Below are 13,774 nucleotides of genomic sequence, written 5' to 3'. Positions count from 1 at the left end.
TTCAAGGTAGGCACATTAGGCTTAGTTCAAATTCTGTTATGCTTTTAGATAATACTGACGATTTTCATCTTCTAGAAACATGTGAAAGCAGAGGGATCATCATTCAATATCGTGTTTATGGCTACAAAATTGATCGTTTATTGCAAGCTTCTATCTTAATTGAGCAATGCTCCTATCGACTGATGAAATTAGCTAAAGAAGTAGAAAAAGAAGCAAACACTGAGAGCAATAATCCATTTCGTTTACAAAAATTATTTGGTGAAATGCTAGAAGTGCTATACAGCCTTTTACGTGAAAATAATCAAAAAAAAGAAGGACTATGGATTGATAAAGTACTTCATTGTATTCATCTACATTTCCGTGAAGAATTAACAAGAGAGCAGATGGCCAAAAAAGCACAAGTAAGTCCAGAGCATTTTTCTCGTACGTTTCATAAGCACACAGGCTATACATATAGTGAATATATAACATGGCTAAGAATACGAGAATCACAGAAAAGGCTATTGTTTACAATGCCTAAATTAGATGAGCTTGCCGAGGAAGTTGGCTACAATGAAGGAACTTATTTAAGTCGGAAATTTAAAGAAAAAGTAGGTGTATCACCAACAGTCTATTATCAGAAATCGAAGCGTGTCCTTGCACTCAATACCAATCATACAGCATGCTTACTAGCTCTTGGTATTACGCCGGTGTTGGGTGTATACTCTCCATTTCTAGAGGGTATCAAGCCTGTCCATAATACGCATAAACTGAAAGGCTATGAGTATGATATTGCTTCAAATTATCAGGCAATCACCGCAGCCTGTCCTGATATCATTATTAACTACAGTGGTGGTGATGAAAAACCATTATTACTGTCAGTAGCTCCTATATTCGAGCTACCATGTAGAGAATTAAGCTGGCGAGAGCAATTTGGGTTGATTGCCCATATCGTTGATAGACAAGAAGTATGTAAGAGCTGGCTCCAGCAATATGATGAACAGATAGCTCAGTGTAACGATATTCTTGACCAACAACATGGAGCAAGAGGGACTGCTATTGTTTGGGAAATAGGTAGTCATCAAGCATATTGTTTAAATAGTAGTCATGGAAGAGGGAGTCATATACTGTACGAAGATTTGGGCTTTAGTCGACCAGCTGCGATTGTCACACGAAATATTGAACAAACAGGTTACTTAACAGTAGATATTGAAGATATTGCTTATTTTCAAGCTGATTATATATTCGTCACTGCTCTTCCTACAAAAGATTTTGGAAAAGAGCATCTCTTGAGGGTATTACATTCGGAAAAATGGCAGTCACTTACAGCGGTTCAAAAGAAACAGGTGTACTTTTTGAATCAGTATGAATTATTTTATGGCTATGACCCATTATCTACAGCTATGCAATTACAAAAATTAATGGAAGTATTAACATCATAAATATACAGAGCAACAAATCACTTTCATACATAGACAGTTATTTTACAATCTTCTACAATTTGTGAGAATGGTTATCAACTGGTATGTATGGAGGGAAAAAATTGCTGACACAAAATAGAAAATTCATAGCGCCACTATTTCTTTTAATATTACTTCTGTTAACGGCTTGTGGAGAAAAGGAGAAAAATTCTAGTCCGACTACAGTGCAAGATACAAAAGAAGCAGAGGCAAAAACTGTTCAGACGACAAATGGTGAGGTTGTTATTCCGACTAGTCCTCAGCGTATTGTAGCAGAGGAGTATATTGCAAGTTTGCTTGTATTAGATGTGAAACCTGTGGGAGCTCCTGGGTTGGCACTTGAAAACTATTATTTAAAGGATGCATTAAAAGATGTAGAAGAAATCGGTGACTATGGGAAACCGTCGATTGAGAAGATTATCGCGCTCAAACCTGACTTGATTATTACTGGCAATGGGGAAAATTATGATGCTTTAAGTAAAATTGCTCCTACAGTTGTCATTCCCTATGGTGAATTAAAGGATGCGCACGAAGAACTTACTTATTTCGGTGAGTTGCTTGGCAAAGAGCAAGAAGCTAAGGATTGGCTGGCGCAATATGATCAAAAGATTGCCGATGCCAAAGCACAGGTAGATGCGATTATTCCAAAGGATGCAAGCTTCTCTATTATGGAGGACGCAGGCAAAACGTATTATGCATATGGTGATAATTTTGGACGTGGTGGGCAACCAGTCTATCAGGCACTAGGTCGCAAACCACCTGCTAAAGTAGCAGATGAAATGATGGAAAAGCAGTGGGCTGAAATTTCCGAAGAGGTGCTGGCAGATTATGCAGGAGACTACATTATTTTGACTTCAGATGATCGTACAGTTGAAGATTTTAAGAAAGATCCAATATGGGGTAGCTTGCCAGCAGTAAAAAATGATCATCTTTATGTTTGGCCTGAGGAGCGTTCATGGTATTATGACCCAACAGCCGTGTTGGCTCAGGTAGAGGAATTAACAAACTGGCTCACGAATAAAAAATAAGCTAAATAATTGAAAATGCTAGTACAACATACTAAATAAAATTAAATGAAATTCCATAAAATCACTCAGGCATTGGATTGTTTGAGTGATTTTCTATGCTTATACAGGTTTATATTGAGAACGATTATCAATTATAATAAACTTGTAGGTAGTGAAGAATTGGAAGGAATGATGTAGGATGCTACCAAAAGAGGAGTTTCTATTTCTTTGGAATCACGCAACGATCAAAGTGCTCGATATAAGATATGAGCTATTCAAACCTGAGGAAATCGGAAAATCATATAAATTGCCTGCAAATATGTTTCTTTATGCCACAGGTGGTGGTGCGGAAGTTCAAATCGATTTAATAAACTATACACTAGAGAGCTTTCATCTTATTCACGGTGGAAAGGGCACCACACTACAAATAATGGCTACAGACAAAGGCTTTGAATATTTTTTAATATTTTATCGAGCTTCCATTCCTTTAACCTTAAATAAAATGATAGCAAGGGCTTTACAAACAAATAATCCTTTCAACTATCAATACAGTCTTGTTCCTAACTCACCTATTACAATGTTTGAAAAAATATATTTTATGTATAAGAAGTGGGAAAATGCCAATAGCCTCAGCAAATTTACTGTTAAATCGCTATTCTATCAATTATTAAATGAAATTTTCATGCAGTTAGATCAGGACAGTGTCGACATTCAAAAACTAAATGTCTCTAGTCAAATTAAAGCCTACCTAGAGCAAAATTATGCACAGCCATTGACCTTAGAATCCATTGCGAAGGCATTGCGCTATAGTCCATCTCATTTATCCATTCAATTCAAGCAACAATTAGGTTGCAGCCCGATTGAATATTTAATTCAGCTACGGATTGAAAAAGCTTCTATTTTGCTTGAGAAGACAAATGCTAGCTTACGCGATATCGCTATGGGTGTGGGCTATAGTGATGTCTATTATTTTAGTAGACTTTTCAAAAAGAGAGTAGGCGTTTCTCCTACAAAATTCCGTCAAAAGCAAAAAGTAAGTGATCTGATAAAAGATAGTCCTTCAATGTCTGAAAGATACTCCATTGTCGATTGGAGCTTCCAAGATTATATTGAGAATGGTTATCAATATAATGAAAGGAAGTATGAACCAATGAATAAAAGAGGATTATCAGCTTTTACAACACTCTTTCTATGTCTGACGCTTTTATTAAGTGCTTGCAGTAGTGGGGCATCAACCAGTACACAGGGCGGGGAAAAACAAGCCTCTACCACTCAAACAGTAAGCGAATCACAAACAAAAACTGTCTCTACTATGAAAGGAGACGTAGAAATACCTGTTAACCCTGAGCGAGTAGTGGTGATGTATTATACAGGTGATGTACTAGCATTTGATGTGACACCAGTGGGTTCTTCTAAAATACAAGAGGGAGCAGCATTTGAGGAAGAATTAAAAACAGTTGAAAGTTTAGGTGAATGGTTTGAACCAAATGTCGAGGCAGTAATCCAATTAAAACCTGATGTCATCATTATCCCAAGTAAGAATGAGCTTTACGATCAAATGGAGAAAATTGCACCTACTGTCATGATCGATTTCTCAACCTCTCTAGATGAACGTTTAACAAAGATTGGTGAAGTACTAGGGAAAGAGAAAGAAGCAAAAGAGCTTTTAGCTAATTTCTATACAAAAGTAGAGGATAGCCAAGAGAAGCTAGAAGAGGCAGGTATTTCAGATAGAACGGTTAGTATTATGGAAGGCGGCAAAGGAAAAATGTCTGTTGTAACAAGTTATACCTTTGGACGTGGTTCTCAAGCTATTTATGAGTATTTAGGAATAAAAGCACCAGATATTATTCAAAAGAAAATAGATGATAAAAACAACACCAATGAGGCAATCGATGTTTCATTAGAAGTATTAACAAATTATGCAGGAGATTATGTGTTCCGCTCATCTTATGAAGGAATGGTAGATTTAACAGATCATCCAGTTTGGGCTAACATTCCTGCCATTAAAGAAGGAAGGCTTATCGAAATGGATTTTGGTTTTTGTTACTACAACGACATTTATTCATTATCAAAACAGCTAGATTTCATTGTGGATCAACTAGTTGCTACAACTAAATAAGTTAAAAAAGAATGGTTTACCTCATAAATGTTTATTGATACATAACATTTATGGAGCGGTTATATTTTTATTTACGATGAGATAAATTTGATTATTTGACTTCGAAGTGCACTTGTAATAATAGAGATTATTTTCCAAAAAGAAAGCACTAAAGAAACCAACATTGTTTCTTTAGTGCTTTAATTTAATTTCTTATGATTTGGAACGTGCCAGGAGTAGTAGTTTGGATAATATGACGATTTCCACTGATGATAAAGTCAGCTGGAACTTGCTTGCCAAAACCATTTGAGCGATTGAAGGAAGAATTGGCTGGTAAGCCTTCTATAATGATTTCCATATTAGCATCAAAAGTTACTGGTTCCTTGTTTAATGTTGCTATAAGTGTAATGCGATTGCCCCTTTTTGTAACTTGAATGTCCATCACCCCTTCATCTTCATTGACAAGTGTATAAAGTGGAGGAATGATAATGGTCATTTTGTCTTTTGTTGTTAGAATAAAACGTTCCGTGTCATTTTCTGATGCGGCTACATTAATTTTGGCTTTATAGATATTTTTATTTTTTGTCATAGCTGTAGTTTTCCCTGGGACAGCTGCTGCATCAGATAAAACAGGTGTTTTAGGGATGTTATCTTTTGTAGGAAGTGTGTGTTTTCCTTGTACAAAATCCACTAAAGTCCATACATTTGGGACGAGTTGCTGTTGAACAGGTGTTAATGCTTCAAAAGAAGTTTTGACTGCCTGCACATCCTGAGCTGTCGATGTTTTTGGTGATAAAGCTGCAATAGCGTTTTCAACTTCTTTAGCTGCTGCCTTATCCTTTACAACCAGCTGTTCTGCATCAAGTAATTGTTGCTCGATACCTACAGGTAAAGAAATATTTGAAAACCTACGTAATGCATTAAGCTCTGCTCGGGCATTGGCTACATCTTTATGGAACGAGAGACGAGATGAATTAATCAATTGAATTTTATTAACCACCTTGTCAACAGATGTATTTGGCGCGATATAGGAAGTTAGAATTTTTTGCGCAGATGCACTTACAAAGGTTTTTTGCGCTGCATTCAGGGTATTATACCAATCTTTTGTTTCAATAACATTTTGATAATAATTAGAGGACGTAGAATCCACAGAATACAATTTCTCTTCAATTTGTGCTGCAAGCTTACGATAAGCAATTCTTGTCTGCTGATGTGCTGACAATGTGGAGTAGTTCGTAACATACTGTTTTTCTGTTTCCGTTAAAGCATTGTAAGCCTTCAAAGCTGCCTCTAAATTTGTTTGGAAAGTAGCAGTTGTATTGTTAATGTTGTTAATTAGTTGTACAACATTTGCCACGTTAGCATTGTAGCTAGCAAGTATGTAGGCTGGCTTTGAAATTTCGGTAGCCGATGCTGGTGCGCTGTAAAGAAGGGAGGGTACTGCCACTAAAGACAGTAATACTAATTTTTTTTTATTTTTCATAATGTAGAAACCTCCTGTGTTTAATGTTCTTGGTTAATTGAAGGGAATATATACAATATATGGTGTTGATTTAATCTTAACATAGTCTAGAATCTTTTTTGTATTTATTAGTTGAACTTGTGCTGTTTAAAATACCATATGCAAATGTGCTTAATATCTACCATGAAATAAGATTGAAGAGGTTTTTAGATGTATGGTATAGAAGATGTATATTTCTGAATGGTAGAATAATTTAAAATTGCCTATTGTTATAGAGATTTTTGTTATTTTGGAAAAATAATATAAGAAGTTAATAGATTAAAGATGCAGAGGTTGGTTATTTTACTTTAATGAAACTTTACGATCTACTTAATAATACAGCCGCCGTTGAGGAGCAATATTGGCTGTTAAAAAAGATGCCTCAAGAGCATTTGGCAGTGGAACCGAGTGAGGAGGTGGAGGATTGGTATCGAAGGTGAAGCAAATGAATACAATGTTGCAAATGAATTCATTTAGTTAAAAAAGAATTATTAAATAGTGAAGGGCTCTACAATAGGTAGAGTCCTTCGTTATACTAAAAGAGATTTAGGTGTTGACAACATAGCAAAACCTAATTGCTAATAATTCCTACATTTTGTGCTTTTCTATAAGTTTCTATTGCTTGGTTTAAGGTGTTATACATGTCATTAATTTGATATTGGTACACATTAGGATCATTTAGTATATATTGTGCTTGTTGAACTACAGCCTCAAAGTTACTTCGATCAACAGCTTTTGTCCATCTTATTCCGTTAGTAACATCTACCCCAGTTCCGCTTGTAGAAACTGTTACATTTTGAAGTTCATAATACGCAGCAGTAACACTTGTTTGTAAATTAGCTTTATCCACATAATATCCATTATTTCCGTACTTATTAGCATTCTTATAAGTCCAAATAGCATTGTTTAAATTATTGATGGCATTGGCAATATCCGTTTGAGTGGCATAATAATTATTAACAACTGCTTGGGCAGATGAAACAGCAGATTCTATTGCGTTTCTTTCTGCTTGTGTAGTCCAAGGAGAATTATAAGGTACATTTGACCCGTCCCAAGAAACAGTAACATATTGAACAGAATTAATTAAAGACTGTAGTGAAGCTTTATCGCCATAACCATATTTTGTACCACTCTTCTGAGCAGCTTGGTAGACTGCTAGTGCATTTTTATACTGATTAATGGCATTTTTCACCTGTTCTTGTGAGGCATTTGAATTATTTGCTACAGCTCTCGCACTTGCTACAGCAGAATCAAACACTGTGCGGTCTGCTTGTGTTGTCCATTTGTCCGTATTTAAAATATCATAGCCGTTTACAGATACTTGTACATATGGTGGGGATGCGATTAATGTATTAAGTTCCTTTTTATCAATAACAGGTAGTGTCACGGAGACATTTTTATTGTCTACTTGTACATTGTTTACCAGATGTCCTGAATCTAAAGCTACTTTAGTACCGCCCTTTACAACGATTTGCTCAATTTTACCCTCACCATAAAGGTTGAAATCTTTCGCTACATCAATTGTAAGCTTTTCTATATTAGTCATTGCTTCAAAAGATTCCACTTTACCAACCACATCTACTTTGGCAAGAGTTTGGTCAGAAGATACATTGACTTTAGTACGTCCCAAATTGATGTTTGATGATTTCATATCGATTAAAGTAACATATAGCCAACTTACCTTTTTCGTGACAATTGGTTTTAGTGTAATTGTTTCATCTACTGCTACTTCATTGAGTGTAACGGCTTTTTTTACTCTGTTTGTAATGATAAGCTGACCATCCACACTAACATCTTGAATCTTTACATAGTCAGCGTTTACAGTAAGATCTCCCGAGATTTGTGCGTCACCTCCATCAAAATAGACAGATTTTTTGCTTGTACCTGCTTTGTTTAAAATTAATGAGGTAACGTCCGTAATTTGACCATTTTTCACTACAATTGTAGCTCGGGCATTGGTTAATGCTGTTTTATTTGAAGTATCAAATAGGGGCTTTAATGCCGATTGAATTCTAAATGTGCCGTTAGATGTTATGACAGTATCTTTTGTAATGTTTTTGATCGTTACGGATTCACCTATTACTTTTTTTGCTGCTGCTACATGTGTCTCATATGAATTTGATTGAATTTGAGATGATGCGGCATTGGCAGTAGACATTGGTAATACTAGTGTCGCTGTAATAGCCGTGGCCATTAATGTTGATAGCGCTTTATTTTTCATGTAAGTCACTCCAATCATTCTATTTAATAGTTAATATATCATATTCTTCTATAATTTAGAATTCGAAGAGGATGTTTTACTATGAATCTCAATTCAAATAAGTCATTAGGCCCTTATATTGAAAAATAAATGTTTGGTGAAGTATCGGTATTTTTCTCTATAATTCTGTAAATTTTCTACTTTATTCGCTAAATATTTTATTGTGATACAATCATCCATCCATTATTATTAGTATAAAAGTGGGGGTGTTAGTTATGAAAAAATCAAGAGGAATTGCYTTAAAACTTTCTTCCCTTATAATAGGATTATTTCTTATTKTATTTTTATCCTATACTGTCATAACGGGGATTATTATAAAAAAGCAAAGTGTTGAAGACGCAGAGCATGGAACATTACAATCGGCTGAATCTTCTGCAGCTATTATGAGTGAAAGATTTAAGAAAGCCAATACGACATTACAAACAACAAAGCGTATCATAGAAAGCATGGAGAAGAATAATACGTTGTCTACCAAGGGTGTCATAGACGTAATGGAAAACAATTTAGCTAGCAATAATGACATTCTTGGAGTAGGAGCAATCTTTGAGCAAGATTCTATTATTTTAGAACCAACTGAAGCTGCTTTAGTAGATACTAAAAAACGTTTTATCCCTTATTTAAGTAAGAACGGAAATGATATCTCGACTGCTCTAATCGAAGGTATTGATGATAAGAGTATTTCTGAATGGTATTGGGTACCAAAAGAAGAGAGACGTGCAGTTTTGACAGAGCCCTATGATTATAATGTAAACGGCCAATCCGTATTAATGACAACCATTTCAGTGCCATTAATCAATGCTTCCGGGACATTTTTCGGTGTATTGACTGCCGATGTATCAATAGATTTTTTAAATGATTTAACAAAATCGAATGCCCCAGAAGGCGGTTATGCGGCAATTATTACGAATAAAGGTGTGCTAACAGCTAACAGTTTTGGTGATGAGCTAGTTGGGCGCAATATGCAAGAGGATCCTACTTGGACAAGTATTAGTAAGACAATGGAAAATGGTGAACTAACAAGTATGTACGTTGACTCTAATCAACTGAAGGAAAAGGCCTATAATGTTTTTGCTCCAATGATTTTAGAGGGTATTGACGAAACATGGACTGTTCAAGTCGTGTTAGCTGAATCAAAGATTCTAGAAACATATAATCATGTATTTGTATTTACGATTATTGCTTCCATTATTATGGTGGTTTTGATGACAGCTGCAAGTGTGTTATTCATCTATAAACAATTAAAACCACTTAAATTTTTACGTGCATCGATTGAAACTGCAGCCGAAGGGGATTTAACACAAAAGGTAGAAGAGCGATATATTAAGCCTGATGAAATTGGTGCAGTTGCTGTGGCCTATAATAATATGTTAGATAAAACCAATAGTGCGATTCAAACTGTACTAAATTCCACGAGGTTATTGAACCAATCTTCTAATCAGGTAAATGAGGCATTTAATGAGGTAGTTGCTTCTAGTCAGGAGGTTTCCGTAGCTATCAACGAGATTGCACAAGGAGCTTCGAAGCAATCAGAGGATACAGAAGAAACAAATTATCGAATGATGGATTTATCAGATCAGATTGATGCTATTACGGCTCTTTCTAATGAAATGGATGAGCTATCTCATAAAACAGGTGTAACAACGGAAAAAGGATTGCATGAGGTTGAAAGTTTAAGAGAACGTAATATGGAGACAAATGAAATGAATGGGCGTATCCAGCAGCAAATGGAATCATTAGCTTCTAATATTGCCAATATTAATCAGATTATTGCTTCGATTCAAAGCATTACCGAGCAGACTAATCTGCTAGCTTTAAATGCAAGTATTGAGGCTGCACGTGCTGGTGAACATGGTAAAGGATTTGCTGTAGTTGCAGAGGAAGTTAGAAAGCTAGCAGAACAATCTAAGAATGAAACAGAAATTATTAAGAGTACAGTAGAAAGTATTCTTGAAAATTCTCAGCAGACGGTTGCTGTGATTGCATCTAATGCAGATTTAATGCAATCTCAAAATGAGTCCGTACAAAGCACGCAACTAGCATTTAAAGATAGCAGTGATTTGTCGGGTTCAATTGCAAATTCTATTAGTGATTTAATGAATAAACTATCTAGCATGTTAGAGCATAAAAATCAGGCAATCATGGCTATCCAAAGTATTTCGGCTATTTCAGAGCAAACAGCAGCCTCTGCGGAACAAGTAAGTGCTTCTGCAATGGATCAACAAGTAGAATTACAAAAAGTAGCAGAGTCTATTCAAAATATGAACGATATTTCAAACGAGCTACAAGAAGTTGTAAACCGATTTAAGCTTGCTTAAAAAGAAAGGCTGCCTTCAATATAGAGGCAGTCTTCTTTATGGTGAAAGCCGGAGAAATTGACCTAGAAGGAATTCAACACTACTATTAACACTGGAAGGGGGACATTGATATGATGTATCTCGGAATGATTTTCTTTCAAATTGTTGTACCTATTTTAGTGTTACTTGTAATAGGCGCTATACTACAAAAGAAATTTCGCTTTAATTTAAAAGCATTGTCTCAGCTTATTACATATTGCTTTATGCCAGCAGCTGTTTTTGTAAATTTATATGAAACACATGTGGAATTAACTGTACTGGGAGAGGTCGGATTATTTATTGTACTCTTTATCGGTAGTCAAATGATACTCAGTCACTTTATGGCAAAAGGGTTAGGTTTAGCTAGAACAGAGGCAGCTGTCTTTAAAAATAGTGTTGTGCTCATTAACTCGGGTAATTACGGTATTCCAGTGGCTCAAATGATATTTGCCACGCAACCTATTGGAGTAGCCATTCAGGTCATGCTCGTAATCTTTCAAAATATGACTACGTATACATATGGTTTATACAATTTAATTTCTTCTACAAAGTCAGGTATGACAATCATCAAGGATTTCTTTAAAATGCCTATTATTCATGCGCTTATTATAGGTGTCGCTATGAATTATTTTGATATCGGTATTCCACAGTTTATCAAAATACCAGTAGAACATGTGGCAGATGGATTTATTGCTGTGGCTCTAATTACTTTAGGTGCGCAATTATCACAATTAGAGATGAAATCAATGTTTAATAAAACCGTCTTTATCAGCTGTTTTACGCGATTAATTATTGGACCATCTGTTGCATTGGCCATTATTTATATATTGGGATTAGATGGAGTCGTCGCACAATCACTGTTTATAGCTAGTGCTTTTCCAACATCCCGCAATAGTTCTAGTCTAGCATTGGAATATGATGTAGAATCAGCAACAGCCGCGCAAGCTGTTTTATTTTCAACCATTGTAAGCTGTATAACTGTAACCATTGTGATCTATTTTGCAGAAGTATTATTTACCTAGTAAGATAAAAAATAACTTCCATCTCTTAGTATTATCTGCTACACTAGCATCAAACTAAATAGTATTAACTAGGGGAGTCTGATGAGTCAGGCTGAGAGGGAAACGCTACGAAGTTTCTTGACCCTTTGGACCTGATCTGGCTCATACCAGCGTGGGAAAGTTAAGAAGCTATTGCAGAGTATGCAATCAATAGACCTTTACATTCGTGGCCGGATCCAAATAATTATTTTGGATTCGGCCTTTATTTTTTGGATTGTTGGGGTGAGCTAGAATCGGTCCTTATATCAAAATAAATTTAAGGGAGAGAAGTAGCTCATGTCAGCAATTAGTGAAAAGAATATTACCATTATGTCCAGCTTTGAAGGAAGCAAAAAAGTATATGTGGAAGGATCACGCCCAGATATTCTAGTACCTATGCGAGAAATTGCATTAAGTCCGACAACAGGCAGTTTTGGAAATGAAGAAAATGCTCCTATTCGAGTATATGATACGAGTGGGCCCTATACAGATCCAGCCTACCAAGTAGATATTACGAAAGGTTTACCTGCCTTACGAAATGCATGGATTCAAGAGCGAGGGGATGTAGAAGCATATGAGGGACGCTCCATTAAACCGGAGGATAATGGCTTTCGTCATGTTGATGACCCGCGTATTCAAGAAAATGTCTTCCCTGAGTTGGCGAGAAAGCCTTTGCGTGCTAAAAAAGGTAAAAATGTGACACAGCTTCACTATGCACGAAAGGGAATTATAACGCCTGAAATGGAGTTTGTAGCGATTCGTGAAAATATGGATCCTGAATTTGTACGTTCAGAAATTGCAGCTGGGCGTGCTATAATGCCTTCTAATATTAATCACCCTGAGGCAGAGCCAATGATTATTGGGCGTAATTTTCATGTAAAGATCAATGCGAATATCGGGAATTCTGCTGTATCTTCTTCCATTGCAGAAGAAGTTGAGAAAATGACCTGGGCAACTCGATGGGGCGCAGATAATATTATGGATTTATCGACTGGTAAACATATTCATACAACTAGAGAATGGATTATTCGAAATGCGGCAGTGCCAGTGGGAACAGTGCCAATTTATCAGGCTTTAGAAAAGGTAAATGGTGTAGCAGAGGATTTAACGTGGGAGGTTTATCGTGATACTCTCATTGAACAAGCTGAGCAGGGTGTGGATTACTTCACCATTCATGCAGGTGTCCTTTTACGCTATGTACCACTAACAGCAAATCGTGTGACAGGTATTGTATCTCGAGGTGGCTCTATAATGGCACAGTGGTGTTTATATCATCATCAAGAGAATTTCCTGTATACACACTTTGAGGAAATCTGTGAAATTATGAAAGCCTATGATGTTGCTTTTTCCTTAGGTGATGGTTTACGCCCAGGCTCAATTGCAGATGCCAATGATGAGGCACAATTTGCAGAGCTTGAAACACTAGGCGAGCTAACACAGATTGCTTGGCAGCATGATGTTCAGGTAATGGTTGAGGGACCAGGTCATGTACCAATGCATTTGATTAAAGAAAACATGGACAAGCAATTAGAGGTTTGTAAGGAAGCTCCCTTCTATACATTAGGACCACTCACAACAGATATTGCTCCAGGTTATGACCACATTACATCAGCCATTGGGGCAGCCATGATTGGCTGGTTTGGTACAGCGATGCTTTGTTATGTGACACCGAAAGAGCATCTTGGTTTACCGAATCGCGAGGACGTTCGTGTGGGCGTTATCACTTATAAAATTGCTGCACATGCTGCTGATTTAGCAAAAGGTCATCCAGGTGCACAACAACGAGACGATGCACTGTCTAAAGCGCGCTTTGAGTTCCGTTGGCGTGATCAATTCAATCTGTCACTAGATCCCGAGCGTGCAGTGGAATATCATGATGAGACACTGCCAGCAGAGGGAGCAAAAACAGCACACTTTTGTTCTATGTGTGGGCCTAAATTCTGTAGCATGAGAATTTCACAGGATATTCGTAATTATGCGAAAGATAAGGATTTGAATACGACTGAAGCGATCCATCAAGGTATGAAAGAAAAGGCTGAGGAGTTTAAAAAAGCAGGCAGTCAAATTTATCAATAATGAAAGAAAAGGCTTAT

Annotated in this window: 9 protein-coding genes and 1 riboswitch; of the genes, 7 read left to right on the top strand and 2 right to left on the bottom strand. The window is 36.5% G+C overall.

Going from position 1 to position 13,774, the window contains the following annotated elements; translation table 11 throughout:
- The first annotated feature begins 38 nt into the window (after nucleotides 1–38).
- From ACHZEU_RS12455 to ACHZEU_RS12445, 3 genes are all read left to right on the top strand, one after another.
- Nucleotides 39–1,421 carry an ABC transporter substrate-binding protein gene (locus tag ACHZEU_RS12455; RefSeq protein WP_404803455.1) on the top strand — a complete coding sequence of 461 codons (1,383 nt, stop codon included), beginning with the start codon at nucleotides 39–41 and terminating at the stop codon, nucleotides 1,419–1,421.
- Between the two features lie 101 nt (nucleotides 1,422–1,522).
- Nucleotides 1,523–2,467 carry an ABC transporter substrate-binding protein gene (locus tag ACHZEU_RS12450; RefSeq protein WP_048390736.1) on the top strand — a complete coding sequence of 315 codons (945 nt, stop codon included), beginning with the start codon at nucleotides 1,523–1,525 and terminating at the stop codon, nucleotides 2,465–2,467.
- A 178-nt stretch (nucleotides 2,468–2,645) separates the two neighbouring features.
- Nucleotides 2,646–4,568: an AraC family transcriptional regulator gene (locus ACHZEU_RS12445; protein WP_048390735.1), complete on the top strand. Its 1,923-nt coding sequence runs from the start codon at nucleotides 2,646–2,648 to the stop codon at nucleotides 4,566–4,568.
- A gap of 184 nt (nucleotides 4,569–4,752) precedes the next feature.
- Here ACHZEU_RS12445 and ACHZEU_RS12440 read toward each other — a convergent pair whose 3' ends face one another.
- Complete coding sequence (locus ACHZEU_RS12440; RefSeq protein WP_048390733.1) at nucleotides 4,753–6,030, bottom strand: hypothetical protein; 1,278 nt, start codon at nucleotides 6,028–6,030, stop codon at nucleotides 4,753–4,755.
- A 329-nt stretch (nucleotides 6,031–6,359) separates the two neighbouring features.
- Here ACHZEU_RS12440 and ACHZEU_RS12435 point away from each other — a divergent pair, with 329 nt between their 5' ends.
- A complete protein-coding gene (locus tag ACHZEU_RS12435; RefSeq protein WP_279493671.1) occupies nucleotides 6,360–6,488 on the top strand; it encodes a hypothetical protein in 129 nt (42 codons plus the stop codon).
- A 131-nt stretch (nucleotides 6,489–6,619) separates the two neighbouring features.
- On the opposite strand, the gene ACHZEU_RS12430 is transcribed toward ACHZEU_RS12435, so the two are convergent.
- A complete protein-coding gene (locus ACHZEU_RS12430) occupies nucleotides 6,620–8,269 on the bottom strand; it encodes an S-layer protein (RefSeq protein ID WP_279493673.1) in 1,650 nt (549 codons plus the stop codon).
- A 254-nt stretch (nucleotides 8,270–8,523) separates the two neighbouring features.
- On the opposite strand from ACHZEU_RS12430, the gene ACHZEU_RS12425 reads away from it, so the two are divergent.
- The 3 genes from ACHZEU_RS12425 to thiC all read left to right on the top strand — a co-directional run bounded on the left by ACHZEU_RS12425 (nucleotide 8,524) and on the right by thiC (nucleotide 13,757).
- Nucleotides 8,524–10,623, top strand: a complete 2,100-nt coding sequence (locus ACHZEU_RS12425; RefSeq protein WP_404803454.1) for a methyl-accepting chemotaxis protein — start codon at nucleotides 8,524–8,526, stop codon at nucleotides 10,621–10,623.
- 110 nt (nucleotides 10,624–10,733) lie between these two features.
- On the top strand, nucleotides 10,734–11,663 hold the full coding sequence (locus ACHZEU_RS12420; protein ID WP_048390721.1) for an AEC family transporter: 930 nt from the start codon (nucleotides 10,734–10,736) through the stop codon (nucleotides 11,661–11,663).
- Between the two features lie 60 nt (nucleotides 11,664–11,723).
- A riboswitch (TPP riboswitch) is annotated at nucleotides 11,724–11,838 on the top strand.
- A 140-nt stretch (nucleotides 11,839–11,978) separates the two neighbouring features.
- Nucleotides 11,979–13,757 (top strand): phosphomethylpyrimidine synthase ThiC, encoded by a 1,779-nt coding sequence (gene thiC / locus ACHZEU_RS12415; protein ID WP_048390718.1) that lies wholly within the window; start codon nucleotides 11,979–11,981, stop codon nucleotides 13,755–13,757.
- Nucleotides 13,758–13,774: the final 17 nt, after the last annotated feature.

Source organism: Lysinibacillus sp. S1, assembly GCF_044986265.1.
In the GTDB taxonomy this organism is placed as follows: domain Bacteria; phylum Bacillota; class Bacilli; order Bacillales_A; family Planococcaceae; genus Lysinibacillus; species Lysinibacillus capsici.
The sequence above is the reverse complement of the archived record's forward strand: the minus strand, read 5'-3'. Positions and strand labels throughout refer to the sequence as shown.

What these genes read in the sequence shown, in the direction of transcription:
- thiC (WP_048390718.1), top strand. Translation starts at nt 11,979, where the DNA reads ATGTCAGCAATTAGTGAAAAGAATATTACCATTATGTCCAGCTTTGAA.
- ACHZEU_RS12435 (WP_279493671.1), top strand. Translation starts at nt 6,360, where the DNA reads ATGAAACTTTACGATCTACTTAATAATACAGCCGCCGTTGAGGAGCAA.
- ACHZEU_RS12420 (WP_048390721.1), top strand. Translation starts at nt 10,734, where the DNA reads ATGATGTATCTCGGAATGATTTTCTTTCAAATTGTTGTACCTATTTTA.
- ACHZEU_RS12430 (WP_279493673.1), bottom strand. Translation starts at nt 8,269, where the DNA reads ATGAAAAATAAAGCGCTATCAACATTAATGGCCACGGCTATTACAGCG.
- ACHZEU_RS12440 (WP_048390733.1), bottom strand. Translation starts at nt 6,030, where the DNA reads ATGAAAAATAAAAAAAAATTAGTATTACTGTCTTTAGTGGCAGTACCC.
- ACHZEU_RS12445 (WP_048390735.1), top strand. Translation starts at nt 2,646, where the DNA reads ATGCTACCAAAAGAGGAGTTTCTATTTCTTTGGAATCACGCAACGATC.
- ACHZEU_RS12455 (WP_404803455.1), top strand. Translation starts at nt 39, where the DNA reads ATGCTTTTAGATAATACTGACGATTTTCATCTTCTAGAAACATGTGAA.